The sequence below is a fragment of the Paraburkholderia youngii genome (genome assembly GCF_013366925.1).
GTDB classification, from domain to species: domain Bacteria; phylum Pseudomonadota; class Gammaproteobacteria; order Burkholderiales; family Burkholderiaceae; genus Paraburkholderia; species Paraburkholderia youngii.
Window position 1 is genome coordinate 6730981 of the sequence record NZ_JAALDK010000001.1, and the last position, 26777, is coordinate 6757757.

A 26777-nucleotide genomic window follows, 5' to 3' on the forward strand; every position below is an offset into this window, starting at 1 on the left:
CGACTCGCGCCGCTAGCCGGGCGGCGGCGCGAGCCCGCGTTCGGCGGCGCCGATTTCGCCATCCGGCACGAACACGTAGCCGCGTCCCCACACCGTCTGCACGTAGCGCGGTTCCGATGGGTCCACTTCGATCAGCCGACGCAAGCGCCAGATCGATACGTCGAGACTGCGATTGCGATGCGCTTCGCTATTGCCGTGCAGTTTCTCGAGCAGCTGCGCACGTGTGAGCACGGTCATCGCGTGCGTGACGAACACCTTCAGCATCGCGAATTCGCTCGAACGCAGCGTGATGCGTTCGCCGTCGCGGCGCAGTTCGCGCGCGGGGAAGTTCACTTCGAAGCGGCCGAAATGATAGGGCGCGCGTTGCTCCGGCGCGCCCGGCGCGATCGAGCCGCGACGCCGCAGCACCGTGCGAATCCGCGCGACGAGCTCGCTCGGTTCGAACGGCTTGCCGAGATAGTCGTCGGCGCCGAGTTCGAGGCCGATCACGCGATCGATCGGATCGGCGCGCGCGGTCAGCAGAATCACGGGAATGTCGTCGCCGGCGACGCGCAACGCGCGCAGCGCGCTGATGCCATCGAGCTCCGGCATCATGATGTCGAGCACGACGAGCGCGGGACGCTCCTGCTGCAATCTGCGCTGCAACGCCAAGCCATTTTCGAGGGTGGAGACGTTGAAGCCGCGCCCGTGCAGATATTCGCTGACGAGCTCGCGTACGACGGGATCGTCATCGACGATCAGGATGGTCTGGTTCATTCAGGTCATCTTAGTGATGCGCACGGGCCGCGCAAAGCGCATACCGCTTTCCAATCCTTTCCCGTGTAAGGCGCTGCAAGCGAACGCACAGCCGCGGGTCTTCAGCGGGTCGGCGGGAAGGCCTGCGAGGTTTGCAGGGTCTGCTGTTGCTGCTCCTGACGCGCGAAATCGGTCCGATCGACGACCATCCGCTCGATCAACCCGCCGAGCTTCACCGAGGCAGACGAGAAGCGGTCGGTGTTCAGGCCGCCGGTCTGATAGCGCGCGGTGACGAGAATGCGGCCGCTCTGGATCAGTGTCAGATCGATGATCGACAGGTACTGGATGGATTCGTCGCTGAACGAGCGGCGCCCATAGTCGATCGCGGCGTTGTAGACGAGCCGCGCTTCGCAGCCGGCCGGCGAGGTTCCCGGATTGTAGACGTCCGAACGAATGCCGCGCCGCTCGAGCGCGAGCTGCAGCGCCGGCACGAAATCGCCGACCGACACCGTCGGATTCACTTCGATGCACACGTGCTGCACATCGGCGGGCCGGCCGTTGACGAAGGTCGGCGACGAGTAGTTCGACGCGATCGCGTAGCCGGCCTGGATCACGGAGCCGGTGGCGTCGGCGGCCTGGATCAGCGTCCATGCGCAGCCGTCGAGCGTGAGCGTCAGCGTCGCGGCGAAGGCGGCGAGGGCGCAGCGACGCCGCGCTATCAGCGAGGCAACCCGACCCGGACGCGAAGGCTTGGTTGCGGCTGGCGCGCGCACGGTCGGCGGCGAGGTCATGAGCCAGCGCCCGATCCCGGTCACAAGATTCGCTGGGTCATCGAAAGCAGCGACGGCCGCGCGCTCAGCGCGTCACGCGCAGTCGCAGTTCGTTCTGGCCTTGCACGCTCGCGGTGACGTTCACGCGGCGCGCGTCGGTGGTCACGACGAAATGCTGGCGCACCGGTGTGTTGACGTCGTGCACGACGCGCGGAAAGCAGGCGGCGATGTCGGCGCCGAGTTCTTCGAGCGGATCGTTGATGACGCCGTCGGCTTGCCAGTGCGCGCGCCAGTGGCAGTCGTACGCGTGCGCGGTAGCGAGGCAATCGTCGGAATGGGAGACGCCCGGCAGTTGCGCGGCGGTCTCGTTCGGCAGTTGCCGGAAATCGCTCGCATCGACGATGTGCATGAGCGCCGCGCAGATATCCGCGGGCTGGTTCGGTTCGGCCGTTTGTGCGGCGTCGACGGTGTTCGTGAAGAGCAGCGCCGCGCCGCAGGCGAGCGCGAGGCGCGGGAGCAAAGTCGGGAGCAGAGGTGAAATACGGCGAGCGAATGACATGGGCGAGAAGTCCGGAGAGCGGTTGCGATCAAAGACGTGACTAACGTCAACGAAGGCCGACGCATGGCGCGGCCCGTACGACTATCGTCGCTGCTCGCGAGCATTTTCAAAGCGCGGAACAACTTGCGCGCTTCGCAAATGCTTCCGAACTCTTCTCGTGTCTTTCCGGATGTTGCGCACGACGCGCGGGGGCGGCGTCGTGCGCTTAATTGAAGTGAGCGCTGTGCGCGTCGCTCACGCCGCTATCGCTTCGGCCGAACGCTCGACGTCGAGCGTTTCGTCATGGAACGCAGCAAGCGATTCGCGATGCGCGACGCTGACGATCGCCGCCTTCGGCAGCCTCTCGGTGAACAGTCGATAGAGCCGCGCCTCGTTTTCCGCGTCGAGCGCGCTGGTCGCTTCGTCGAGGAACAGGTAGTCCGGCTTGTGCAGCAGCACGCGCGCGGCGGCGAAGCGCTGCTGCTCACCCGGCGACAGCACGCGGGTCCAATGCCCCGTTTCCTGCAGACGGTCTGCGTATTCCGACAGATGGCAGGTGATGAGCGCGTCGCGGCATTCGTCGTCGCCATAGGTGTCCGCCGCCGACGGATACGCGAGCGCGGCCTTCAGCGTGCCGATCGGCATGTAGCTGACCTGCGGAATGAACATCATGCGCGCATTGACCGGCGCGTCGATCGAGCCGTCTCCGAACGGCCACAGGCCCGCGAGCGCGCGCATCAGCGTGCTCTTGCCGGCGCCCGACGGACCGCGCACGAGCCAGCGCGAGCCCGGCCGGATCGCGATATCGCGGATGCGCGACAGCGGGTTGCCATTGGGCAGCGCGAGCGTGAGGCCGTCGGTGGTAAGGGAGTTGCTGTCGACGAAATGCAGATTGATGCCGCCGTGTTCCGTGGCCGGCGACACCGATTCCTTCAGACGCGGCGAATGCACGACGCGCTTGAATTCGCGCAACCGGTTCACGGTCGCGCGCCATTCGACGAGGCTCGTATAACTGTTGATGAACCACGAGAACGAATCGCTGACGGTGCCGAACGCGCTCGAAATCTGCATCAGCACGCCGAATGTGAACGCGCCCGCGAAGTAGCGCGGCGCGGCGACGACGATCGGGAAAATGATCGCGATCTGGCCGTAGAAGCTCAGCACGAAGGTCAGGCGCTTCGTGTACTTCATCACCTGCCACCAGTTGTCGCGGATGCGGCCGAACAACGTGCGCGCGTTCGTCTTCTCGGTTTCCATGCCGTTGTAGAACGCGATCTGCTCGGCGTTCTCACGCAGCCGGATCAGACCGAAACGGAAATCCGCCTCGACTTTCTGCGCCTGATAGTTGATCGACACGAGCGGATGGCCGACCTTCTGCATAACGAGCGAACCGACCACCGCATACAGCGCGGCGGCCCAAACCATATAGCCGGGGATATGCAGCGGCATGCCGCCGAGCGAAATACTCAGCGCGCCCGCGAGCGTCCACAGGATCGTGATGAACGACACCAGCGTGACGACGGTCGACAGCAGATCGAGCGTCAGCGACAGCGTGGTGGTCGCGAACGACTGCAGGTCGTCGCTGATCCGCTGGTCGGGGTTGTCGGCGAGGCGGTCGCGCTCGATGCGGTAGAACGCGCTGTCGTTGAGCCACTCGTTCAGGTAGCGGGTGGTCAGCCATTGGCGCCAGCGGAAGCCGAGCATCTGACGCAGATAGCGTCCATACACGGCGAGGATGATGAAGCCGAACGCGAGTCCGGTAAAAATCATCAGCAGATGCGGGAAGTCGTGGACGTTCTTCTGCTGCAGCGCGTTGTAGAAGTCTGCGCTCCAGCGGTTCAAGCGCACGTTGATCCAGACGACGATCAGGTTCATCACGATGATCGCGACGAGCAGCGCCCATGCGATGCCTCGTTCCTCGGAAACCCAGTAAGGCTTGATCAGGCTCCAGGCGGAGACCTTTTCGTCGGACGGCAGCGCGGGGCTGGCGGAAGTATGTGGTGTCATGAGCGTCCTGATGAAGTGCTGACCCGAAGTGCATTCCGGCGGCGTACGGGTCCGATCTGGTTGACCCATGTCGGGCGATCCCGCTGACAGCCGGCCCTTTGCGAGGCCGTGGCTGAGGCGGGTCTGCGATACCTGGCCGGGCATCGCGCCCTCGCGCTCGATGAACGCGAGTCCGGACGGGCGCCCGATTCTGGCGTGACGCCCTTAAGCGAAAATTAATTTTTCGGGGCCGGCGTCCGCCGGGATGCCGCCGCCACGCATGCGGCCACGAGTGCCGCGCGCGCCGCGTTTTTTCGGCACCGGTCACGGCATTGTGCCAGAGCGCCGGGCCGCTTCGCATCGCCATCTCGCTAGACGGTGCCAGATCAAAATCGCGGCAGCGACGGCGGACCGCTGGTTTGCGGGCGCCGCGCCTTTTATGGTCTAATGACCTGCGACGAAACAGGGGTGCTTCGCCCACAGGCGGCATGATTTTCATGCCGGGGCGGCGAGGCTGAGAGAGACCCTTTGCACCCGATCCGGGTAATACCGGCGCGGGAAGTTTCCGGAAGCAACCGTCTTCCATTCCCCGCCGGGCGGCGAGCGCAGCTCACATGCACACGCCGTGACCGGCCGGCTTCACCCGCCGGTTTCGTCCTGGGTACGTGCGGTTTTTGGCCGTACGGAAAGGACTCGATGACCGCCTATTCTTCAGACATGCATCTTTCTCTTCGTCACGCCGGCTCCGGCGTGCCGTGCCGCTTTGGTTTCGCCCGCCGCTGTCAAACGGAGCGGGCGCGATGAGCCATTCCGCTCGACCTGATTTCGCCGTGCTCGGCGGCGGTTTGTGCGGCCGGCTGGTCGCGTGGCGCCTCGCGGGCGACGGACATCGCGTGGCGCTCTATGAGCGCGGCGATGCCGCCGGCTCGCAAGCTGCCGCGTGGGTCGCCGCGGCGATGCTCGCGCCGCTGGCAGAAGCCGCCAGCGCCGAGCTGCTGATCACGCGGCTCGGTGCGAGTTCGCTCGAAAATTGGCCGCGCGTGCTCGCCGAACTGCCGGAGCCGGTGTTTTTCCAGCGCAACGGCACGCTCGTCGTCTGGCATCACGCGGATCGCACGGAGGCGCCGCTGTTCGAGCGCCGCGTGCGCGCGAACGCGCCGGCCGAGTTGCTCGACGGCGGCTTCGTCGCGCTTTCGGGCGCGCAGCTCGGCGCCGCCGAACCCGCGTTGGCCGGCCGCTTCAGTCAGGGCTGGCTACTGCCGCGCGAGGGCCAGCTCGACAACCGCCAGGTGCTGTCCGCGCTCGCCGCGGGGCTTGCCGAGCGCGGCGTCGACACGCACTGGAACACGCCGATTGACGACGCGTCGCTGCCCGACGCCGGTATCACGATCGATTGCCGCGGGCTCGGCGCAAAGCCTGTGCTGCCGACGCTGCGCGGCATCCGCGGTGAAGTTGCGCGGGTGCATGCACCTCACCTGCAGCTGACTCGCCCGGTGCGGCTGCTGCATCCGCGCTACCCGCTGTATATCGCGCCGAAGCAGAACGGCCTCTACGTGATCGGCGCGACCGAGGTCGAGGGCGAGGACATGTCGCCCGTCAGCGTGCGTTCGGCGCTCGAGTTGTTGAGCGCGGCGTTCTCGGTGCATCCGGGCTTCGGCGAGGCGCGCATCCTCGAGCTGAATTCGCAGTGCCGGCCGACCTTGCCCGATCACCGTCCCGCGCTGCTTTGGGACGGCGCGCGTACGTTGCGCGTGAACGGCCTGTATCGGCACGGCTTTATGATCGCGCCGGAAGTCGCCGACGAAGCCGTGCGCTTCGCGAGCGCGCTGCTCGACGGCCGCGTCCGGGACGCCGACGCATTCGCCGGCTGGCGGCGCGACGCACGCTGGAGCGAGCTGTTCCAACAGCATTTCGCGCATGAGCCGGCCTGAGCGTAGCGGCAAACGTGCCGCACGCGATGCCGCTTGCGCCATCGATTGAACCGTATTCGAACACCATGGACATTCATATCAATCAGAAGCCGTTGTCGCTGCCCGAGGGCGCGACTGTCGCCGATGCGCTTGCCGCCTTTGGCGCGCGTCCGCCGTTCGCGGTCGCGCTCAACGGCGATTTCGTCGCGCGTGCGCAGCATGCGGCGCGCGCGCTGCAAACGGGCGATCGGCTCGACGTCGTGCAGCCGGTCGCGGGCGGCTGAGCGCGCTCGCGCCAGCCTGCTGCTTACCGAATGCAACAACCGTCGCCGAAAACCCATTGCCGTCACGCGGTCGGTTCTAGCCGCGACGGCAAACCAGGATGATGCAAATGACTTCTCACGAGAGCGCCGACGCGCTGACCCTATACGGTCAAACTTTCGCAAGCCGCGTGCTGCTCGGCACGTCGCGCTACCCGTCGCTGCAATCGCTGTCCGATTCGATCGACGCCGCGCGCCCCGGCATGGTCACCGTCGCGCTGCGCCGTCAGATGAACGAGGGCAACGCGGAAGCCGGCTTCTTCGATCTGCTCAAGCGCCACGGCGTGCCGCTGCTGCCGAATACGGCGGGCTGCCTGAGCGTCGGTGAAGCGGTGACGACCGCGCATATGGCGCGCGAAATCTTCGAGACCGAGTGGATCAAGCTCGAACTGATCGGCGACGACTACACGCTGCAGCCCGACCCGGTCGGCCTGATCGAAGCCGCCGCGCGGCTCGTCAAGGATGGCTTCAAGGTGCTGCCGTACTGCACCGAAGATCTGGTGATCGGCCGCCGTCTGCTCGACGCCGGCTGCGAGGCGCTGATGCCGTGGGGCGCGCCGATCGGCACCGGCAAGGGCGTGATCAATCCGTACGGGCTGCGCGTATTGCGCGAGCGGCTGCCGGACGTGCCGCTGATCGTCGATGCCGGGCTCGGCGTGCCGTCGCATGCGGCCCAGGTGATGGAGTGGGGCTTCGACGGCGTGCTGCTGAATACGGCGGTGTCGCAGGCGACGCACCCCGACGCGATGGCGCGCGCGTTCGCGCTGGGCGTCGAGGCGGGCCGGCAGGCGTATCTCGCGGGCCCGATGGCCGAGCGCGAGAGTGCGCACGCGAGCACGCCGGTGGTCGGCATGCCGTTCTGGCATCAGGATGGAGGTGCGGCATGACGCAGTCGTTGACGCTGAAGGACCGCGATCTGTTCTGGCCGACGGCCGACGAACTCATCGAAGCCGCCGAGCGCATCCGCGCGCGGCTTGGCGACTGGCCGCCGACCCACGCGCCGTGGCGCATCTGCCTGACCGCGCCGGACGAACCGAACGGTGGCGACCTGATCGTGATCGCCGACGCGCAGCAGCACGGCGAGCAGATCGCGCGCTGGCTGACGCGGGGCGCGGGCGTGATCGTCGCTGCGGAAAACCGTGCGACGCTGCATCTGGGCGGTGAGAAATACGGCCTCGAAGGCCATCTGGCGGAAGACTGGATTCCCGCGCTGGCCGCGTTCCTCGACTGCGGTTTCGATCCGCACGACGCGCTGGTGCTCGCGCTCGCGTGGCGCGACGGCGACGAGACCCGCGCCGACGACGCTTTCCCGTCCGACCTCGGCCGCTTTCCGCGCCTTGCCGATCTGCCGCTGGCACCCGCCAAGGCGTTCCCGCGCTGCCCCGACAAGCTCGGCCTGTATCCGGTACTGCCGACCGCGGACTGGGTCGAACGGGTGGTCGGCTACGGCGTGAAGACGGTGCAGTTGCGCCGCAAGTCGGCCGAACCCGCCGACGAACTGAAGCGCGAGATCGCCCGCTGTGTGGCCGCCGGCCACGCGCACGACGCGCAGGTGTTCATCAACGATCACTGGCAGGCGGCGCTCGAGGCGGGCGCGTACGGCGTGCACCTCGGCCAGGAAGACGTTCATACAGCGGATCTGTCCGCGCTGGCCGACGCGGGCATCCGTCTGGGCCTGTCCACGCACGGCTTCTACGAGATGCTGAAGGCGCTGCATTTTCGTCCGAGTTACATTGCATTGGGCGCGGTGTTCCCGACCACGACCAAGGTCATGCCGACCGCGCCGCAGGGCTTGCGGCGCCTCGCACGCTATGTGCGGCTGCTCGACGGTGTGGTGCCGCTCGTCGCGATCGGCGGGATCGATCTGCAGGTGCTGCCGGAGGTGCTCGCGACCGGCGTCGGCTGCGCGGCGGTGGTGCGCGCGGTCACCGAAGCGGCCGACCCAGCCGCCGCAGTTTCTGCGCTGCAACACACGTTTACGCAATAATCGTCAGGCATAGTCAAGGAACGGGGCACCTCAAGGCAGCTTTTGCATGATGGCCCTATAATTCGGCCTTCCGTGTAAAAGGATTGTCAGTTTGGTGCCTTCCTCCCCCGAGACCATACTCGAGCTGCGCGACGTCGACTTCGGTTACGGCGACCGGCTCGTCCTGTCGAATCTGAATCTGCGCTTTCGCCGCGGTCAGGTCGTCGCGGTCATGGGCGGCTCGGGTTGCGGCAAGACCACGGTGCTGCGGTTGATCGGCGGCCTCGTGCGCGCGCAACGCGGCCAGGTGCTGTTCCATGGCCAGGACATTGGCGGGCAGACGCGCGAAGGCCTTTACGCGCTGCGCCGCAAGATGGGCATGCTGTTCCAGTTCGGCGCGCTGTTCACCGACATGTCGGTGTTCGAGAACGTCGCCTTTTCGCTACGCGAGCACACCGATCTGCCCGAAGAACTGCTGCGCGACCTCGTGCTGATGAAGCTCAACGCGGTCGGCCTGCGCGGCGCTCGCGATTTGCTGCCGTCGGAGATTTCGGGCGGCATGGCGCGGCGCGTGGCGCTCGCGCGCGCGATCGCACTCGATCCCGAACTGATGATGTACGACGAACCGTTCGCCGGCCTCGACCCGATCTCGCTCGGCATCACCGCAAATCTGATCCGCACGCTGAACCAGGCGCTCGGCGCGACGTCGATTCTCGTCACGCACGATGTGCCGGAATCGTTCGCGATCGCCGATTACGTGTACTTCCTGTCCAGCGGCGGGGTGCTCGCCGAAGGTACGCCGGACGAGCTGCGCGCGTCGACCGACCCGACCGTGCGGCAGTTCATCGACGGCGCGCCGGACGGCCCGTTCAGATTCCACTATCCGGCGCAGACGCCGCTCGCGGCGGACTTCGGCATCGGCGGAGGCCAGTCATGATCAGTACGATCGGTCGCTCGGTCATCACCGGGCTCGGCACCGCCGGCTACGCGACGCGCTTCTTCCTGCGGCTCGTGCTCGAAATTTTCCCGCTGCTGCGCCGTCCGCGTCTTGTCACGAAGCAGATCCACTTCGTCGGTAATTATTCGCTCGTGATCATCGCGGTGTCGGGACTGTTCGTCGGCTTCGTGCTCGGGCTGCAGGGCTATTACACGCTGAACCGTTATGGCTCCGAGCAGGCGCTCGGGTTACTGGTCGCGCTGTCGCTGGTGCGCGAGCTCGGGCCGGTCGTGACCGCGCTGCTGTTCGCCGGGCGCGCGGGCACGTCGCTGACCGCCGAAATTGGCCTGATGAAGGCCGGCGAGCAGCTCACCGCGATGGAAATGATGGCCGTCGATCCGGTCAAAGTCGTGATCGCGCCGCGCCTGTGGGCCGGCATTATCTCGATGCCAATCCTCGCGGCGATCTTCAGCGCGGTCGGTGTGCTGGGCGGTTACGTGGTGGGCGTGCTGCTGATCGGCGTCGATGCCGGCGCGTTCTGGTCGCAGATGCAAAGTGGCGTCGACGTGTGGCGCGATGTCGGCGCCGGGGTCGTCAAGAGCGTGGTGTTCGGTCTCGCGGTGACCTTCGTCGCGCTGTTTCAGGGCTACGAGGCAAAGCCGACGCCGGAAGGCGTGTCGCGCGCGACGACCCGCACGGTCGTGTACGCGTCGCTCGCGGTGCTCGGGCTCGACTTCCTGTTGACCGCACTGATGTTCAGCTAAGGCCGCGCAGCGTGCCGGCTGCCAGCGGCGTACGATGCGCCGCGCACGGCGGGAAGCGGCGGCGGCGCGGCGGATTCACTTTGGGATGACGATGAAAAAGAATGTTCTCGACTTCTGGGTCGGCCTGTTCGTGGTGCTGGGTTTCGTGGCGTTGCTGTTTCTTGCGCTGAAGGCCGGCAATATGAGCTCGCTGTCGTTCCAGGCAACCTACCCGGTCAAGCTCAAGTTCGACAACATCGGCGGGCTGAAGCCGCGCGCGCCTGTAAAGAGCGCCGGCGTGACGGTCGGCCGGGTCGCGTCGATCGGCTTCGATAGCAACACCTACCAGGCGCTCGTCACGATCGATATCGACAAGCAATTCGAGTTTCCGAGAGACACTTCGGCGAAGATCCTGACCTCGGGTCTGCTCGGCGAGCAGTACATCGGGCTCGAGCCGGGCGGCGACTCGGAAATGCTGAAGGCGGGCGATACCATCGCGATGACGCAATCGGCGATCGTGCTGGAAAACCTGATCGGCCAGTTCCTGTATAGCAAGGCCGCGGACTCCGGCGCAGCGAAGCCCGCTGCATCCGCCCCCGCACCGGCGCCGGGCGCGCCGGCCTCCGGCGCTGCCGGCCAGTCAGGCCAATAAGGAGAACAACGATGCAGACGAAACTGCAGACCCCGCGCAGCGGCGCGCGCGTCCTACAGTTCGGCAAGGTCGCCGTGGCGGCTGCGCTGCTCGCCGGTTGCACGACCGTGCAGACGCCGACCAAGGGCGACCCGTTCGAAGGGCTGAACCGCACGATCTTCACCATCAACGACAAGGTCGACCAGTACGCGATCAAGCCGGTCGCGCAGGGCTACGTGTTTGTCACGCCGCAGCCGGTGCGCGACAGCGTGACGAACTTCTTCTCGAACATCGGCGACATCTATATCGCGGCGAACAATCTGCTGCAGTTGCGTATCGCGGACGGCGTGTCGGACATCATGCGGATCGTGATCAACACGTTGTTCGGCGTCGGCGGCCTGTTCGACGTCGCGACGCTCGCGAAGCTGCCCAAGCACGACAACGACCTCGGTCTGACGCTCGGCCACTACGGCGTGCCGGCGGGCCCTTACCTCGTGCTGCCGCTGTTCGGGCCGAGCACGGTGCGAGACGCGTTCGGCTCGCTCGGCAACTACTACGTGAACCCGATCAGCTACATCGATCCGCCGGGCCTGAGCTGGGCCCTGTGGGGCCTGAACATCGTCAATACGCGCGCGAACCTGCTCGGCGCGAGCAACCTGCTGGAAGGCGCGGCGCTCGACAAATACTCGTTCGTGCGCAATGCGTATCTGCAGCGCCGCCAGTATCTGCTGTCGGATAACCGCCGGCGTCCGCAGGACCTGCCGAGCTATGAAGAGGAAGCGCCGCTGCCGAAGTACGACGAAGGCGAGACGGGCGCGGCCGCAGGGGCGGCAGGTGCGCCGGCCGGCGCTGCAACCGGCGCGGCGGGCGCCGCCGCGGGCACGCAGGGTGCTGCGGCAAAGGCGGCTCCCGCATCCGGCGCGGCCGTGGCAACACCGCAAGGCGCGTCGGCACCGCAAGGCGCGTCGGCACCGCAAGGCGCGTCGGCACCGCCGGGCGCGTCGGCGCCGGAGGCCGCGTCGGGCACCGAAACCCCGCCGCTCGACCTGAAAGGCGGCCCTGAAACGCAGATTCCGGCCGGTCAGCTGGTGCCGCCCACGCGCTTCAACTTCCCGTCGTTCAGATTGCATTGAACGTGCAGCCGTAACAGATCGATACGACTCTCGCAGTTTGCGCATGGATTGCCGTCAAACTCGCGTGATAAGGTCGCTCACACCGTTGCACTATTTTTGAGGCAAAGCTCGATATGAAAAAATTCTTCCTGATTCCGTTGTTTGCCGTGTTGTTTTCATTCATCAGCGCGGGCGCATCGGCGCAAACCGTCGACACCAACTCCCCCGAGGCGCTGATCAAAACCGTCACCCAGCAGGTGATGGACGCAATTCGCGGCGACAAGTCGATCCAGCAGGGCGACATCACCCACATCACGGCGCTCGTCAACGAAAAGATCCTGCCGTACACGGACTTCCGCCGCACCACCCAGCTCGCAATGGGCCGCAACTGGCGCACCGCGACGCCCGAGCAGCAGAACCAGGTGGTCGAGCAGTTCAAGATGCTGCTGATCCGCACGTACTCGGGCGCGCTCGCGCAGGTGCGCGACCAGCAGATCCAGTTCAAGCCGTTCCGCATGAACCCGGACGACACTGACACGGTGGTGCGCTCGGTCGTGATGAACAATGGCCAGCCGATCGAACTCGACTATCGCCTGTACAAGACGGCGCAAGGCTGGCGCGTGTATGACCTCAACGTGCTCGGCGCGTGGCTGATCCAGGCGTATCAGCAGCAGTTCAACGAGCAGATCCAGCAGAAGGGCGTGGACGGACTGATCCAGTTCCTCACGCAGCGCAATCAGCAACTCGCCGCGGGCAAGCAGTCGTGAGCGACGTGCTGAACCAGGTCGCGAACCGCTTCGACAGCGGCGCGACGCTGACCCACGAGAGCGCGAAGGCCGCGCTCGCGGCGGGTCTGCAACGTATTGCGGCGGGCGCGCGCGGCGTCGATTGCGGGCCGCTCACGCAATTCGATTCGTCGGCGCTCGCGGTCCTGCTCGCGTGGGTGCGGGCCGCGGCGGCGCGCGGCGGCAAGTTCGAAATCATCAATCTGCCGGCCGGTCTCGCCAGTCTCGCGCAGGCCTACGGCGTCGATACGCTTCTCTCTCCTGTCGCCTCCAGCATGGTTGCGTCAGCGCGACATTGACGCTCCTCTAGCGTCGTCTCCCCCCTTCCGGCCAGGCCGGGGGTGTCAGTTTTTGCCCTATAATCAAACGTTTTTTTGGGGCGTTGAACTGGCCCCCTAATCGGCCCCGGTTCCGTTTCTTCCAGCATTTGCACGTCCCCAGGCTCCATCGGGGCTACTTCAGGCGCCGCGACGCACGCGGCCCATAGTCATGTCAGCCATAGAAATTCGTAACGTCAAGAAGCGCTACAAGGACTTGCAGGCGCTCAAGGGCGTCAGCCTCACGGTCGAAGAAGGCGAGTTCTTCGGACTGCTCGGTCCGAACGGCGCGGGCAAGACGACGCTCATCAGCATACTCGCGGGTCTCGCCCGCGCCGACGAGGGCAGCATCGCGGTGCGCGGTCACGACGTGGTCGACGATTTCCGCAATGCGCGCCGCGCGCTCGGCGTGGTGCCGCAGGAACTCGTGTTCGATCCGTTCTTCACAGTGCGCGAAACCTTGCGCATCCAGTCGGGCTACTACGGTCTGCGCAATAACGACGCGTGGATCGACGAGATCATGGCCAATCTCGATCTCACCGAAAAAGCCGATGCCAACATGCGCGCGCTGTCGGGCGGCATGAAGCGCCGCGTGCTGGTCGCGCAGGCGCTCGTGCACCGTCCGCCGGTGATCGTGCTCGACGAGCCGACCGCGGGCGTCGACGTCGAACTGCGCCAGACGCTGTGGAAGTTCATCTCGCGCCTGAATCACGAAGGCCACACGATCGTGCTGACCACGCACTACCTGGAAGAAGCCGAATCGCTGTGCGACCGCATCGCGATGCTGCGCCGAGGCGAGGTCGTTGCGCTCGATCGCACCAGCACGCTGCTGCAGCGCTTCGCCGGCATGCAGCTGTTCGTGCGCTTCGCGCAGGGCGTGCTGCCCGCCGATCTGCGTCCGCTCGAGGCGGAAAGCGGCGCGGGCAACGGCAATGGTCGCCAGCACCTGCTGCGCCTGACGAGCTACGACGACGTCGAGCGCATCCTCGCGCAATGCCGCGGGGCCGGTTGTACATTCGAAGAAATCGAGGTCCGCAAGGCCGACCTCGAAGACGTATTCGTTCAGGTGATGAACGGTCCAGAAGTGATCGAGGGGCTCGCATGAGCGGCTACAGTGGATTCAGCACGCTGTTTTATAAAGAACTGTTGCGTTTCTGGAAGGTATCGTTCCAGACCGTGCTCGCGCCGGTCATCACCGCGCTCCTTTATCTGACCATCTTCGGCCACGCGCTGCGCGGCCATGTCGAGGTCTATCCGGGCGTCGAATACACGAGCTTCCTGATTCCGGGTCTCGTGATGATGAGCGTGCTGCAGAACGCGTTCGCGAACAGTTCTTCGTCGCTGATCCAATCGAAGATCACCGGCAACCTCGTGTTCGTGCTGCTGCCGCCGCTGTCGCACTACGAGATGTTCGCGGCCTACGTGCTCGCGGCCGTGGCGCGCGGGCTGTGCGTCGGCTTCGGTGTGTTCATCGTGACAATCTGGTTCGTGCCGCTCGCGTTCACCGCGCCGCTCTACATCATCGTGTTCGCGATGTTCGGCGCGGCGATCCTCGGCACGCTGGGTCTGATCGCCGGCATCTGGGCCGAAAAATTCGACCAGCTCGCCGCGTTCCAGAACTTTCTGATCATGCCGCTCACTTTTCTGTCGGGCGTGTTCTACTCGACGCATACGCTGCCCCCCGGGTGGCGCGAAGTATCGCGGCTCAATCCGTTTTTCTACATGATCGACGGCTTTCGCTATGGCTTTTTCGGCGTGTCGGATATCGACCCGCTCGCGAGCCTCGCGATCGTCGCCGGTTTCTTCGTGGTGCTGGCTGTCGTGGCGATGCGCATGCTCGCCACCGGCTACAAGCTGCGCCACTGACGAGGAGCTTCTCTCATGTTGCCGACTCCCGAACAGGTCAAACAGTACATTGCAGCTGGACTCGCGTGCGAGCATCTCGAAGTCGAAGGCGACGGTCAGCATTTCTTTGCGACGATCGTCTCGCCGAGCTTCGAAGGCAAGCGCCTGATCCAACGTCACCAACTCGTGTATGCGGCGCTCGGCGAGCGCATGCGCGAAGAAATCCACGCGCTCAGCATGAAGACGCTGACGCCCGCCGAATGGCAGAACGCGTAATCTGGAAATTTAGTGCGAGTTACTCACGAAGGGCGCGACGCAGCTAGCGGCGCGCCGAACACAGACAAAGCAGGTCCGGGCGCGAACCGGGCCGATCAGGAACCGACAGGCATGGATAAACTCATCATTGAAGGTGGCTACCCGCTCTCCGGTGAAGTTGTCGTCTCGGGTGCGAAGAACGCGGCATTGCCGATCCTGTGCGCGGGTCTGTTGACCGCCGATCCGGTGCATCTGGAGAACGTGCCCGATCTGCAGGACGTGCGCACGATGCTCAAGCTGCTCGGCCAGATGGGCGTGCGTATCGAGGCGGGCGAAGGGCGCGTCGCGCTCGACGCGTCGAAGGTCGACAACCTCGTCGCGCCGTACGAGATGGTGAAGACGATGCGCGCGTCGATCCTCGTGCTCGGTCCGCTCGTCGCGCGCTTCGGTCATGCGCGCGTGTCGCTGCCCGGCGGCTGCGCGATCGGCGCGCGTCCGGTCGATCAGCACATCAAGGGTTTGCAGGCGATGGGCGCCGAGATCACGATCGAGCACGGCTTCATCGAAGCGCGAGCGAAGCGTCTGAAGGGCGCGCGCATCGTCACCGACATGATCACCGTGACCGGTACCGAGAACCTGTTGATGGCGGCGGTGCTCGCGGAAGGCGAAACGATCATCGAGAACACCGCGCGTGAACCCGAAGTGGTCGACCTCGCGCATCTGCTCGTCGCGATGGGCGCGAAGATCGAAGGCATCGGCACGGATCGGCTCGTGATCCAGGGCGTCGACAAGCTGCACGGTGCGAAGCACACGGTCATTCCGGACCGCATCGAAGCGGGCACCTTCCTGTGCGCGGTCGCGGCGGCAGGCGGCGACGTCACGCTGCGCAAGATGCGTCCGCTGCTGCTCGAAGCCGTCACCGAAAAGCTGCGCGAAGCGGGCGTGACGGTCGAGGAAGGCGACGACTGGATGCGCGTGCGCATGGACAAGCGCCCGAGCGCGGTCACGTTCCGCACCTCCGAATACCCGGCATTCCCGACCGACATGCAGGCGCAGTTCATGGCGCTCAACACGATCGCCGACGGTACGTCGCAGGTCGTCGAGACGATCTTCGAAAATCGCTTCATGCACGTGCAGGAGCTGAACCGCCTCGGTGCGAGCATCACAATCGACGGCAACACAGCGCTCGTGACCGGCGTCGAGAAACTGTCCGGCGCGAAGGTGATGGCCACCGATCTGCGCGCGTCCGCGAGTCTCGTGATCGCCGCGCTGCGCGCCGAGGGCGAGACGCTGATCGACCGTATCTATCACCTCGATCGCGGCTACGACCGCATGGAAGCGAAGCTCAACGCGATCGGTGCGAAGGTGCGCCGCGTATCCGGGAGCCAGGCATGAGTTCGATGCCGCAAACGTCGTCGTCGCCGGCGGTGAGCGCGCCGCTCACGCTCGCGTTGTCGAAAGGGCGTATCTTCGAGGAAACGCTGCCGCTGCTCGCGGCGGCCGGCATCGAAGTCGCCGAAGATCCCGAGAGTTCGCGCAAGCTGATCCTGCCGACCACCGACGCGAACCTGCGCGTGATCATCGTGCGAGCGACCGACGTGCCGACCTATGTCGAGTACGGCGCGGCCGACTTCGGCGTGGCCGGCAAGGACGTGCTGCTCGAGCATGGCGGCAGCGGCCTGTATCAGCCGGTCGACCTGGACATCGCGCGTTGCCGGATGTCGGTCGCGGTCGCGGCGGGTTTCGATTATGCGAACGCGGTGCGCCAGGGCGCGCGTCTGCGTGTCGCGACCAAGTACGTTGAAACCGCACGTGAGCATTTTGCCGCCAAGGGCGTTCACGTCGATCTGATCAAGTTGTACGGTTCAATGGAACTGGCGCCGCTGGTCGGCCTCGCCGACGCGATCGTCGACTTGGTCAGCTCGGGCAATACGCTGCGCGCGAACAATCTCGTGGAGGTGGAGGAGATCATGCAGATTTCGTCGCGCCTCGTGGTGAACCAGGCAGCGCTGAAGCTGAAACGCGCGGCGTTGCGGCCGATTCTCGACGCGTTTGCCAATGCGTCGTCGCAAGCCGGCGCCCCGGCGGCCTGACTGACGATGGCACTCTGATCACGCTGCGACTGAGCGCCTTACCGAAACGGATACCTGTATGTCTACCAAGATTCGCAAACTCGATTCCACCGCTCGCGACTTCAACAAGTCGCTGCATGCGGTGCTCGCGTTCGAGGCGAGCGAAGACGAGGCCATCGAGCGCTCGGTCGCGCAGATTCTGAACGACGTGAAGGCGCGCGGCGACGACGCAGTGCTCGAGTACACGAAGCGCTTCGATCGCATCGATGCGAAAAGCGTGGCCGGGCTCGAACTGCCGATGGCGGAGCTCGAAGCGGCGCTCGAAAGTCTCGAGCCGAAGCAGCGTGCGTCGCTGGAAGCGGCGGCGGCGCGCGTGCGCGGCTACCACGAGAAGCAGAAGATCGAGTGCGGCAGCCATAGCTGGCAATACACCGAAGCCGACGGCACCGTGCTCGGCCAGAAGGTCACGCCGCTCGATCGCGCGGGCATCTACGTGCCGGGCGGCAAGGCGGCGTATCCGTCGTCGGTGCTGATGAACGCGATTCCGGCGCGGGTGGCCGGCGTGCGCGAAATCGTGATGGTCGTGCCGACGCCGGACGGTGTGAAGAATCCGCTCGTGCTCGCGGCGGCACTGCTGGGCGGCGTCGATCGCGTGTTCACGATCGGCGGCGCGCAGGCGGTGGGCGCGCTCGCGTACGGCACGCAATCCGTGCCCGCGGTCGACAAGATCTGCGGCCCCGGCAACGCGTATGTCGCGTCGGCGAAGCGTCGCGTGTTCGGCACGGTCGGCATCGACATGATCGCCGGGCCGTCGGAAATTCTCGTGCTGTGCGACGGCACGACCGATCCGCGCTGGGTCGCGATGGACCTGTTCTCGCAGGCCGAGCACGACGAGCTCGCGCAGTCGATCCTGCTGTGCCCGGACGACGCGTTCATCGCGCGTGTGCAGGAAGCGATCGACGAACTGCTGCCCACGATGCCGCGCCACGAGGTAATCCGCACGTCGCTCGAAAACCGCGGCGCGCTGATCAAGGTGCGCGACATGGCCGAGGCCTGCGCGATCGCCAACGACATTGCGCCGGAGCACCTCGAAATTTCGGCGCTGGAGCCGCATCAGTGGGCGCAGCAAATCCGCCACGCGGGTGCGATCTTCCTTGGCCGCTACACCAGCGAGAGCCTCGGCGACTACTGCGCGGGCCCGAACCACGTGCTGCCGACGTCGCGTACCGCACGGTTCTCGTCGCCACTCGGCGTTTATGATTTCTTCAAGCGCTCGAGCCTGATCGAGGTCAGCGCGGAGGGCGCGCAGACGCTCGGCGAAATCGCCGCCGAACTTGCATATGGCGAAGGTCTGCAAGCGCACGCACGCAGCGCCGAATTCCGGATGCGGCAGAACAACAACGAACGCGGCTGAGACGGAAGCGGCGAGGGCGGAGACTGCCGCGCAAGCGACGCATCGAGCACCCGCCCCGTTCAATAACGACGACAGAGACCAACCCGAACGCCCTGCACCGACGACGCCGACATGGCAGTCTTCGCCTGGCCCGGCCCCGAAGCTATGACGACACCTCAAGACATCATCCGCAGCGACGTGCTCGCAATGACGAGCTATCCGGTTCCGGACGCCACCGGTTTCATCAAGCTCGACGCGATGGAAAACCCGTTCCCGCTGCCGCCGGAACTTGCCGCCCATCTCGGCGAGCGTCTGGCCGGCGTCGCGTTGAACCGGTATCCGGCGCCGCGTCCCGAGCAACTGATCGAGCGCATCCGTCACGTGATGGGCGTGCCGGCGGGCTGCGACGTGCTGCTTGGCAATGGCTCGGATGAAATCATCAGCATTATGTCGGTCGCGTGCGCGAAGCCGGGCGCGAAGGTGCTCGCGCCGGTGCCGGGCTTCGTCATGTATCAGATGTCGGCCAAGCTGGCGCATCTCGAATTCGTCGGCGTGCCGCTGAAAGCCGATTTCACGCTCGATACCGACGCGATGCTCGCGGCGATCGCCGAGCACGAACCGGCGCTGATCTATCTCGCGTATCCGAACAACCCGACCGGCACGCTGTTCGATGACGCCGCAATCGAGCGCATCATCGCCGCGGCGGGCAAGAGCCTCGTCGTGATCGACGAGGCGTATCAGCCGTTCGCGCAGAAGAGCTGGCTGCCGCGCGCCGACCAGTTCGACAACGTCGTCGTGATGCGCACGGTGTCGAAGCTGGGCCTCGCCGGGATCCGCCTCGGTTATCTGGTCGGCAAGCCCGCGTGGCTCACCGAATTCGACAAGGTGCGCCCGCCGTACAACACCAACGTGCTGACGCAGGCCGCCGCCGATTTCCTGCTCGACCACATCGGCGTGCTCGACGCGCAGGCCGCGCAATTGCGCGACGAACGCGAGAAGCTCGCGCAGGCGGTGGCCGCGCTGCCGGACGCCCAGGTGTTCGCCAGCGCGGGCAACTTCCTGCTCGTGCGGGTGCCCGATGCGTCGGTATTGTTCGAAACCCTGCTAACGGCGCGTATTCTGATCAAAAACGTGAGTAAAATGCACCCATTGCTGGTCAACTGCGTGCGTTTGACCGTCGGTTCGCCGAACGAGAACGCGCAGTTGCTCGCCGGCCTGAAACTCGTGTTGCGGTAATCCGCCGCATCGAGCGGCGGCACCGAGCCGCTGCATTTAACGGCTGCACTGAGCAGCCCGCCATTAGTCCACCCCACATTACTAGCGCTTTTAAGCCAGATTCGAGGAATTGCCATGCGCCTTGCGGAAGTCGTTCGCAACACCAGCGAAACGCAGATCCGTGTGAAGATCAACCTGGACGGCACCGGCCAGCAGAAGCTGGCCACCGGTGTGCCGTTCCTGGACCACATGCTCGACCAGATCGCCCGCCACGGGCTGTTCGACCTCGAGATCGAAGCGCATGGCGACCTGCATATCGACGACCACCACACGGTCGAAGACACCGGTATCACGCTCGGCCAGGCCGTCGCGAAGGCGATCGGCGATCGCAAGGGCATCCGCCGCTACGGTCATTCCTATGTGCCGCTCGACGAAGCGCTGTCGCGCGTCGTGATCGATTTTTCCGGCCGTCCGGGCCTCGAATTCCACGTGCCGTTCACGCGCGCGCGCATCGGCACGTTCGACGTCGACCTGTCGATCGAATTCTTCCGCGGCTTCGTGAACCATGCCGGCGTGACGCTGCATGTCGACAATCTGCGCGGCATCAACGCTCACCACCAGCTCGAAACGGTGTTCAAGGCGTTCGGGCGCGCGCTGCGCATGGCCGTCGAACTCGACGAGCGTGCGGCCGGACAGATTCCGTCGACCAAGGGCAGTCTCTGACCGAACGGCCGTAGCAGGCTTTAACACAGGGTTTCACCGCCCCCAACGTATTCAGGCCACTCACCTTCACGCGACTCATCGGGCAGGACCGCATTTGCCGGCACGTCGTTCGACGCCGCGCGGCGGCATCGATGGATCGAGGGCAGAGCGGCCCAACTTGAAATGAAAACTTCGATAGCGATTGTGGATTACGGAATGGGCAACCTGCGCTCGGTTGCCCAGGCACTGCGCAAAGCGGCGCCGGAAGCGGACGTGGCGATCGTCGATCGTCCGGAAGCGATCCGTGCGGCCGACCGCGTGGTGCTGCCCGGCCAGGGCGCGATGCCCGACTGCATGCGCAGTCTCGGCGCGTCCGGTTTGCAGGAAGCGGTCGTCGAGGCGTCGCGCAGCAAGCCGCTGATGGGCGTGTGCGTCGGCGAGCAGATGCTGTTCGACTGGAGCGCAGAGGGCGACACGCCGGGGCTGGGTCTGTTGCCCGGCAAGGTGGTGCGCTTCGAGCTCGAAGGCCGCCTGCAGGACGACGGCTCGCGCTTCAAGGTCCCGCAGATGGGCTGGAACCGCGTGCGTCAGGCGCAGCCGCATCCGCTGTGGGACGGCGTCGCCGACAACGCATTCTTCTACTTCGTGCACAGCTACTACGTGGTGCCGGACAACCCGACGCACACGTCGGGCGAGACGGTCTACGGCGTGCCCTTTACCTCGGCTGTAGCGCGGGATAACATTTTCGCCACCCAGTTTCACCCCGAAAAGAGCGCCGAGGCGGGTTTGCGCGTGTACCGCAACTTCGTGCACTGGAACCCGTGAACGCCTTTCTTTATCCCGTTGCCGCGCGTGCGTCGCGCGGTGCCGCGGTCCCGCATCCGACCGGCGCCCCACTGGAGCGCCGAAAGAGTTGTACTAAACTAGCGAGACGGTATTGCGGCGGGCTGATCCGCCAGCCGCTGCCGCCGACCTTCAATCCACTCCCAGATAACACCCGATTGCTATGCTGCTGATTCCCGCCATCGACCTGAAAGATGGTCAGTGTGTACGCCTCAAACAGGGCGATATGGACCAGGCGACGATTTTCTCCGAGGAACCGGCGGCAATGGCCCGACATTGGGTCGACCGCGGCGCGCGTCGTCTGCATCTCGTCGATCTGAATGGCGCGTTCGCCGGCAAGCCCAAGAACGGCGATGCAATCCGGGCGATCATCGACGAAGTGGGCGGTGAAATTCCGGTTCAGCTCGGCGGTGGCATCCGCGACCTGAACACGATCGAGCGCTATCTGGACGACGGTTTGTCCTACGTGATCATCGGCACCGCGGCGGTGAAGAACCCCGGCTTCCTGCAGGACGCGTGCACCGCGTTCGGCGGCCACATCATCGTCGGTCTCGACGCGAAAGACGGCAAGGTCGCCACCGACGGCTGGAGCAAGCTGACCGGTCACGAAGTGGCCGACCTCGCGCGCAAGTTCGAGGACTACGGCTGCGAGTCGATCATCTACACCGACATCGGCCGCGACGGCATGCTGCAAGGCATCAACATCGAAGCGACGGTGCGCCTTGCGCGCGCGGTCAAGATTCCGGTGATCGCGAGCGGCGGTCTGTCGAACCTCGCGGACATCGAATCGCTGTGCGAAGTCGAAGGCGAGGGCATCGAAGGCGTGATCTGCGGCCGCGCGATCTATTCGGGCGACCTCGACTTCGCGGCCGCGCAGACGCTCGCGGACAAGCTGCGCGAAGCGGACGACGCTTAAGCGCGGCGTCGGCCGCGCTTGCCGGGAAGCTTGCGCCGTGTGCCGGCGTGGCACTCACCTCGGCTTGCGGCACTCGCTCGACCGACGGCTTGCCGGGTAGCGCGCTTCGCACGATCACGCAACCGGAACCTCGGCGACCTGCGGCCAGCACTTCACTCGCGGCGCGACGCAACCGCTCGCGCCGGCACCGTGCCGCTTGCCCGCAAGCGAGCGGCCTCATCAGCGGTATTGGCAGAATTGCACGATCATGGCTCTAGCTAAACGCATCATCCCTTGTCTCGACGTCACCGCGGGCCGCGTGGTCAAGGGCGTCAACTTCGTCGAACTGCGCGACGCGGGCGACCCGGTCGAAATCGCGCGCCGTTACGACGATCAGGGCGCCGACGAACTGACGTTCCTCGATATCACCGCGACCTCGGATCAGCGCGACCTGATCCTGCCGATCATCGAGGCAGTCGCCTCGCAGGTGTTCATTCCGCTGACGGTCGGCGGCGGCGTGCGCGCGGTCGAAGACGTGCGGCGCCTGCTGAACGCGGGCGCGGACAAGATCAGCATGAACTCGTCGGCGGTCGCGAATCCGCAGCTCGTGAAGGACGCGACCGACAAATACGGCTCGCAATGCATCGTTGTCGCGATCGACGCGAAGCGCGTGTCTGCCGACGGCGAAACGCCGCGCTGGGAAGTGTTCACGCACGGCGGACGCAAGTCCACCGGTCTCGACGCGGTGGAATGGGCGCGCAAGATGGCCGAGCTCGGCGCGGGCGAAATCCTGCTGACCAGCATGGATCGCGACGGCACCAAGAGCGGCTTCGACCTTGCGCTGACGCGCGCGGTGTCGGACGCGGTGCCGGTTTCTGTGATCGCCTCGGGCGGCGTCGGCAATCTGCAGCATCTCGCCGACGGCATCAAAAGCGGTCACGCGGACGCGGTGCTGGCCGCGAGCATCTTCCACTATGGCGAACACACGGTCGGCGAGGCCAAGCGCTTCATGGCCGACCAGGGCATTTCGGTGAGGTTGTGACGTGACGAATCCTTCGGCAGTGAACTGGCTCGACAAGGTCAAGTGGGACGCGAACGGCCTCGTGCCGGTGATCGCGCAGGAAGCGTCGACGAACGACGTGCTGATGTTCGCGTGGATGAACCGCGAGGCTCTCGCGAAGACAGTCGAGACCGGCCGCGCGGTATATTTCTCGCGCTCGCGCCAGCGCCTGTGGTTCAAGGGCGAAGAGTCGGGGCACGTGCAGCATGTGCACGAAGTGCGGCTCGATTGCGACGAAGACGTCGTGCTGCTGAAAGTCGAGCAGGTGTCGGGCATCGCATGCCACACCGGCCGCCACTCGTGCTTTTTCCAGAAATTCGAAGGCTCGGTGGACGACGGCGACTGGCAGGCCGTCGATCCCGTGCTGAAAGACCCCGAACACATCTACAAATGACGCAATCCACGCAAAACCCGTCGCCCGCTGAGGCTTCCACGCTCGACACGCTGTTGCGCCTCGCGGCGGTGATCGATGGCCGCAAGGGCGGCGATCCAGACACCTCGTACGTCTCGCGTCTGTTCCACAAGGGCGACGACGCGATTCTGAAGAAGATCGGCGAAGAAGCCACCGAAGTCGTGCTGGCCGCAAAGGACGCGCGCCACGGCGGCGTGCCGAAGGCGCTGGTCGGCGAGGTCGCGGACCTGTGGTTCCACTGCCTCGTGATGTTGTCGCATTTCAATCTGAGCCCCGCCGACGTGATCGCCGAACTCGAGCGTCGCGAAGGCCTGTCGGGCATCGAGGAAAAGGCGCTGCGCAAGAGCCGCGAGCGTGAGGAAAACGGCGACTGAGCAGCCGGAGCGGAAATCTGGCATTTCCGCTTGAAGTCGCGCGCGCTGGCACCTATATAGCGGTAACCGCACCTTCGTGAGGACGCAAGCATGGAACAGCCGCAAGGAAGCTATCCGCCGCCGGTCTACCGCCACGCGATGGAACCTGAGCGGGAGCGCAGCCTGCGCACGCTCACGCACGTGCTGTACGCGCTGTATGCGGTTCATTGGCTGACCGGTGGGCTCACCGTTCTGGTCGCGATCATCATCAACTACGTGAAACGGGCCGACGTGGCCGGCACGCCGTACGAAGCGCATTTCGGATGGCAGATTCGCACGTTCTGGATGGGCCTCGTCGGTTATGCGATCGGCGCATTGCTGTTGGTCGTCGTGATCGGCATCCCGGTGCTGTGGGCGGTCAGCATATGGATGTTGTACCGTATTATCAAAGGCTGGCTGTATCTGTACGATAACAAGCCATTCGCGAATCCGGCCGGCTGGGTCTGAACGCTAGGCCGTCCGCACGCGCGGACCGGCATTCGGGTCGAACCTCGTCGCGTGCGGCTTCGCTCGCCTAAGTCATACCGCGTCAGGAATACGATGAGTCACGATCCGAACTGTCTTTTCTGCAAGATCGCCGCTGGCGAAATCCCCTCGACCAGAGTCCACGAAGACGACGAGTTCGTCGCCTTCCGCGACATCCGTCCGGCGGCCGAAACGCATGTGCTGGTGATTCCTCGCAAGCACATTGCAACGCTGTCGAACTGCACGGAAAGCGACGCGCCTCTGCTTGGTAGAATGCTTGTGTTGGCCGCTCGACTGGCGGAGCAATTGGGGGTCGCGTATAGCGGCGGCGAAACGGGCTTTCGCACGGTAATCAATACCGGTCCGGGCGGTGGTCAGGAGGTGTATCACCTGCACGCGCACATTCTCGCGGGACCGCGCCCCTGGCATCGCATGGGCTGAGCGGGCGCATGGGTCATGCGCGCCGCGTGGCGAGAGCACACCGCCGCGAGTTTTGGTCGAGGACAATAGCGCCGCCGTTATTTTTACCGCTGTGTAATACCGTCGACGCGATCGCCTGACCACAATGACGGCGGTTCAGATTGCGGCGCACTTTGCGAGCGAGGTGGTGCGACCTGCGGTAACGTAGAGATAGAGGCAAACGAAGCGCGTGCGCTTCAGATTAGGCAAATTTGCCGCATCGAGATGCGGCGTCGGGGTTAAGGAGAGTAGTCATGGGTTCGTTGAGTATTTGGCATTGGTTGATCGTTCTGTTGATCGTCGCGCTCGTGTTCGGCACGAAGAAGCTGCGCAACATCGGCAGCGATCTGGGCGGCGCGGTGAAGGGCTTCAAGGAAGGCATGAAGGAAGCCGAATCGCCGTCGGCCGACGCGCAACAGCAGCAGCGCGAGTTGCCGCGCAACGGCGCGGTGGACGTCGAAGCGAAAGAAAAGACGCAGCAATCGGGCGATTACCGCTAAGCCGCGGCGTTTGCGCCGTTCCCGCGTTTCTGACGGACATTTCACTTCATGCTGGACCTCGGTCTAACCAAGATGGCGCTGATCGGCGTCGTCGCGCTGGTCGTCCTCGGGCCTGAGCGCCTGCCGCGTGTCGCCCGCACGGCCGGCGCGCTATTCGGCCGCGCACAGCGGTACGTCAACGACGTGAAGGCCGAAGTCACGCGCGAAATCGAGCTCGACGAACTGCGGCGCATGAAGACCGATTTCGAGAAGGCCGCGAGCAACGTCGAAACGGCGGTTCAGGACAATCTGCGCAAGCACGAGAATGAACTGAACGAGGCATGGAAGAGCGGTACGTCGGTGTCGCCGAGTATCGCCGGCGGCGCGCTCGAAGACGCCGGCAGCGGCGTCAGCGGCAGCACCGGTGTTACCTCGTGGCCGGTCAGTACACCGGCCGCCGCGCCCAAACGCAAGAACTGGCGCGTCCAGCAAAGCGCCACCCCCACCTGGTACAAGCGAGCGAGCCTGCGCCGCACGCGCGTGCAGTCGGGCGCCGCGCGCGTTGCGCGGCACACACCTGCCAACCTGCGTCGTCCGACGCGGTTTTTCTGATGTTCAGATCGACAATCCCTAACCGAGGGCCGGTGTGAGCGACCCCCAGCAATCCCAGAACGAAGGCACTGAAGAGACCTTCATTTCCCACCTCGTCGAACTACGTGACCGCATCATCCGTGCGGGGCTCGCCGTCATCGTCGTGTTTATCGGGCTCGTGTACTGGGCGCCGGACATCTTCAAACTGCTCGCGCGGCCGCTGATGATGAATCTGCCGAAGGACGGCAAGATGATCGTCACCGACGTCACCGGCTCGTTCTTCGTGCCGATGAAGGTGACGATGCTGGTCGCTTTCGTGATCGCGCTGCCGGTCGTGCTGTACCAGATCTGGGCGTTCGTCGCGCCGGGACTCTATCAGCACGAGAAGAAGCTGGTGGCGCCGCTCGTGGCGAGCAGCTATACGCTGTTCCTGTGCGGCATGGCGTTCGCGTATTTCGTCGTGTTTCCAACCATCTTCCGCGTGATGGCGCACTACAACGCGCCGCTCGGCGCGGAAATGACAACCGATATCGACAATTACCTGAGCTTCGTGCTCACGATGTTCATCGCGTTCGGTGTCACGTTCGAGGTGCCGATCGTCGTCGTCCTGTTGGTGCGGATGAACGTTGTGACCCTGAAGAAGCTGAAGGAGATCCGGCCGTATGTGATCGTCGGCGCGTTCGTGGTGTCGGCCGTCGTGACGCCGCCGGACGTGTTTTCGCAGCTGATCCTCGCGGTTCCGCTGATTCTGCTGTACGAAGCCGGCATCGTCGCGGCGCGGTTGATCGTCGGCAAGCAGCCGGTGGTCGTCGAGGATGCGAGTCCGCCGCCGTCTAATTGAGGTGCCGTGAGTCGGTGCCAGGCGTCAGATGAAAAGGGCAGTCCATCACGGACTGCCCTTTTTCGTTGCGTTAGTCGCGGCCTTGAC

At 65.1% G+C, this 26777-nt stretch carries 32 protein-coding genes and 1 riboswitch; of the genes, 28 read left to right on the forward strand and 4 right to left on the reverse strand.

Translation table 11 applies throughout. The features are described from left to right. Window positions 1-12 precede the first annotated feature (12 nt). From G5S42_RS30740 to G5S42_RS30755, 4 genes are all read right to left on the reverse strand, one after another. Window positions 13-756 (reverse strand): response regulator, encoded by a 744-nt coding sequence (locus G5S42_RS30740; RefSeq protein WP_176110126.1) that lies wholly within the window; start codon window positions 754-756, stop codon window positions 13-15. Between the two features lie 101 nt (window positions 757-857). Further along, window positions 858-1526 (reverse strand): hypothetical protein, encoded by a 669-nt coding sequence (locus G5S42_RS30745; RefSeq protein ID WP_176110127.1) that lies wholly within the window; start codon window positions 1524-1526, stop codon window positions 858-860. 64 nt (window positions 1527-1590) lie between these two features. Next, the gene (locus G5S42_RS30750; protein ID WP_176110128.1) at window positions 1591-2064 is read right to left on the reverse strand and encodes a hypothetical protein; all 474 of its coding nucleotides are present in this window, start codon (window positions 2062-2064) and stop codon (window positions 1591-1593) included. Window positions 2065-2298: 234 nt separating this feature from the next. Further along, entirely contained in the window at window positions 2299-4050 is a 1752-nt protein-coding gene (locus G5S42_RS30755) for an ABC transporter ATP-binding protein/permease (protein ID WP_176110129.1), read from the reverse strand. Window positions 4051-4483: 433 nt separating this feature from the next. Continuing rightward, window positions 4484-4607, forward strand: a riboswitch (TPP riboswitch). Window positions 4608-4829: 222 nt separating this feature from the next. Between G5S42_RS30755 and G5S42_RS30760 the strand changes: the two genes are divergently transcribed. The 28 genes from G5S42_RS30760 (at window position 4830) to tatC (ending at window position 26690) form a co-directional block, all read left to right on the forward strand. Then, window positions 4830-5960, forward strand: coding sequence for an FAD-dependent oxidoreductase (locus tag G5S42_RS30760; RefSeq protein ID WP_176110130.1), 1131 nt, complete (start codon window positions 4830-4832; stop codon window positions 5958-5960). Window positions 5961-6025: 65 nt separating this feature from the next. Then, window positions 6026-6223: a sulfur carrier protein ThiS gene (gene thiS / locus G5S42_RS30765; protein ID WP_026225709.1), complete on the forward strand. Its 198-nt coding sequence runs from the start codon at window positions 6026-6028 to the stop codon at window positions 6221-6223. Window positions 6224-6330: 107 nt separating this feature from the next. Further along, a complete protein-coding gene (locus G5S42_RS30770; RefSeq protein WP_176110131.1) occupies window positions 6331-7146 on the forward strand; it encodes a thiazole synthase in 816 nt (271 codons plus the stop codon). Next, window positions 7143-8246, forward strand: a complete 1104-nt coding sequence (gene thiE, locus G5S42_RS30775) for a thiamine phosphate synthase (RefSeq protein WP_176110132.1) — start codon at window positions 7143-7145, stop codon at window positions 8244-8246. The genes G5S42_RS30770 and thiE overlap by 4 nt, the downstream gene beginning before the upstream one ends. 94 nt (window positions 8247-8340) lie before the next feature. After that, window positions 8341-9162, forward strand: coding sequence for an ABC transporter ATP-binding protein (locus G5S42_RS30780; protein ID WP_176110133.1), 822 nt, complete (start codon window positions 8341-8343; stop codon window positions 9160-9162). Next, window positions 9159-9926: a lipid asymmetry maintenance ABC transporter permease subunit MlaE gene (mlaE, locus tag G5S42_RS30785; RefSeq protein ID WP_013090708.1), complete on the forward strand. Its 768-nt coding sequence runs from the start codon at window positions 9159-9161 to the stop codon at window positions 9924-9926. The genes G5S42_RS30780 and mlaE overlap by 4 nt, the downstream gene beginning before the upstream one ends. Before the next feature lie 91 nt (window positions 9927-10017). Beyond that, entirely contained in the window at window positions 10018-10557 is a 540-nt protein-coding gene (gene mlaD, locus G5S42_RS30790) for an outer membrane lipid asymmetry maintenance protein MlaD (protein WP_176110134.1), read from the forward strand. An 11-nt stretch (window positions 10558-10568) separates the two neighbouring features. Next, window positions 10569-11669, forward strand: a complete 1101-nt coding sequence (locus G5S42_RS30795; protein WP_176110135.1) for an MlaA family lipoprotein — start codon at window positions 10569-10571, stop codon at window positions 11667-11669. A 113-nt stretch (window positions 11670-11782) separates the two neighbouring features. Next, window positions 11783-12415: an MlaC/ttg2D family ABC transporter substrate-binding protein gene (locus G5S42_RS30800; RefSeq protein ID WP_176110136.1), complete on the forward strand. Its 633-nt coding sequence runs from the start codon at window positions 11783-11785 to the stop codon at window positions 12413-12415. Beyond that, on the forward strand, window positions 12412-12732 hold the full coding sequence (locus G5S42_RS30805; protein ID WP_176110137.1) for an STAS domain-containing protein: 321 nt from the start codon (window positions 12412-12414) through the stop codon (window positions 12730-12732). The genes G5S42_RS30800 and G5S42_RS30805 overlap by 4 nt, the downstream gene beginning before the upstream one ends. Window positions 12733-12922: 190 nt before the next feature. Further along, entirely contained in the window at window positions 12923-13855 is a 933-nt protein-coding gene (locus tag G5S42_RS30810) for an ABC transporter ATP-binding protein (RefSeq protein WP_176110138.1), read from the forward strand. After that, the gene (locus G5S42_RS30815; RefSeq protein WP_176110139.1) at window positions 13852-14616 is read left to right on the forward strand and encodes an ABC transporter permease; all 765 of its coding nucleotides are present in this window, start codon (window positions 13852-13854) and stop codon (window positions 14614-14616) included. Before G5S42_RS30810 ends, G5S42_RS30815 begins: the two co-directional genes overlap by 4 nt. A gap of 15 nt (window positions 14617-14631) precedes the next feature. Continuing rightward, window positions 14632-14871 (forward strand): BolA family protein, encoded by a 240-nt coding sequence (locus G5S42_RS30820; RefSeq protein WP_013090701.1) that lies wholly within the window; start codon window positions 14632-14634, stop codon window positions 14869-14871. A 111-nt stretch (window positions 14872-14982) separates the two neighbouring features. Then, window positions 14983-16245 carry a UDP-N-acetylglucosamine 1-carboxyvinyltransferase gene (gene murA / locus G5S42_RS30825; RefSeq protein ID WP_176110140.1) on the forward strand — a complete coding sequence of 421 codons (1263 nt, stop codon included), beginning with the start codon at window positions 14983-14985 and terminating at the stop codon, window positions 16243-16245. Beyond that, window positions 16242-16943 carry an ATP phosphoribosyltransferase gene (gene hisG, locus G5S42_RS30830; RefSeq protein WP_176110141.1) on the forward strand — a complete coding sequence of 234 codons (702 nt, stop codon included), beginning with the start codon at window positions 16242-16244 and terminating at the stop codon, window positions 16941-16943. Before murA ends, hisG begins: the two co-directional genes overlap by 4 nt. A gap of 58 nt (window positions 16944-17001) precedes the next feature. After that, the gene (gene hisD / locus G5S42_RS30835) at window positions 17002-18336 is read left to right on the forward strand and encodes a histidinol dehydrogenase (RefSeq protein WP_176110142.1); all 1335 of its coding nucleotides are present in this window, start codon (window positions 17002-17004) and stop codon (window positions 18334-18336) included. A 144-nt stretch (window positions 18337-18480) separates the two neighbouring features. Continuing rightward, on the forward strand, window positions 18481-19551 hold the full coding sequence (hisC, locus tag G5S42_RS30840; protein WP_176110683.1) for a histidinol-phosphate transaminase: 1071 nt from the start codon (window positions 18481-18483) through the stop codon (window positions 19549-19551). Window positions 19552-19665: 114 nt separating this feature from the next. After that, the gene (hisB, locus tag G5S42_RS30845; protein ID WP_176110143.1) at window positions 19666-20253 is read left to right on the forward strand and encodes an imidazoleglycerol-phosphate dehydratase HisB; all 588 of its coding nucleotides are present in this window, start codon (window positions 19666-19668) and stop codon (window positions 20251-20253) included. 162 nt (window positions 20254-20415) lie between these two features. After that, window positions 20416-21057, forward strand: a complete 642-nt coding sequence (gene hisH / locus G5S42_RS30850) for an imidazole glycerol phosphate synthase subunit HisH (protein WP_176110144.1) — start codon at window positions 20416-20418, stop codon at window positions 21055-21057. Window positions 21058-21238: 181 nt separating this feature from the next. Next, entirely contained in the window at window positions 21239-21991 is a 753-nt protein-coding gene (gene hisA, locus G5S42_RS30855) for a 1-(5-phosphoribosyl)-5-[(5-phosphoribosylamino)methylideneamino]imidazole-4-carboxamide isomerase (protein ID WP_169500003.1), read from the forward strand. A gap of 247 nt (window positions 21992-22238) precedes the next feature. Beyond that, entirely contained in the window at window positions 22239-23012 is a 774-nt protein-coding gene (gene hisF / locus G5S42_RS30860) for an imidazole glycerol phosphate synthase subunit HisF (protein WP_176110145.1), read from the forward strand. A 1-nt stretch (window position 23013) separates the two neighbouring features. After that, complete coding sequence (hisI, locus tag G5S42_RS30865) at window positions 23014-23424, forward strand: phosphoribosyl-AMP cyclohydrolase (RefSeq protein ID WP_090802086.1); 411 nt, start codon at window positions 23014-23016, stop codon at window positions 23422-23424. Further along, entirely contained in the window at window positions 23421-23816 is a 396-nt protein-coding gene (locus tag G5S42_RS30870) for a phosphoribosyl-ATP diphosphatase (protein ID WP_176110146.1), read from the forward strand. The genes hisI and G5S42_RS30870 overlap by 4 nt, the downstream gene beginning before the upstream one ends. A gap of 90 nt (window positions 23817-23906) precedes the next feature. Continuing rightward, complete coding sequence (locus G5S42_RS30875) at window positions 23907-24302, forward strand: DUF4870 family protein (RefSeq protein ID WP_176110147.1); 396 nt, start codon at window positions 23907-23909, stop codon at window positions 24300-24302. A 93-nt stretch (window positions 24303-24395) separates the two neighbouring features. Then, window positions 24396-24761, forward strand: a complete 366-nt coding sequence (locus tag G5S42_RS30880; RefSeq protein ID WP_013090689.1) for a histidine triad nucleotide-binding protein — start codon at window positions 24396-24398, stop codon at window positions 24759-24761. Between the two features lie 272 nt (window positions 24762-25033). Beyond that, window positions 25034-25279: a Sec-independent protein translocase subunit TatA gene (tatA, locus tag G5S42_RS30885; protein ID WP_176110148.1), complete on the forward strand. Its 246-nt coding sequence runs from the start codon at window positions 25034-25036 to the stop codon at window positions 25277-25279. 48 nt (window positions 25280-25327) lie between these two features. Continuing rightward, window positions 25328-25870: a Sec-independent protein translocase protein TatB gene (gene tatB / locus G5S42_RS30890; protein ID WP_176110149.1), complete on the forward strand. Its 543-nt coding sequence runs from the start codon at window positions 25328-25330 to the stop codon at window positions 25868-25870. A 34-nt stretch (window positions 25871-25904) separates the two neighbouring features. Beyond that, on the forward strand, window positions 25905-26690 hold the full coding sequence (gene tatC / locus G5S42_RS30895) for a twin-arginine translocase subunit TatC (protein ID WP_176110150.1): 786 nt from the start codon (window positions 25905-25907) through the stop codon (window positions 26688-26690). Window positions 26691-26777 lie beyond the last annotated feature (87 nt).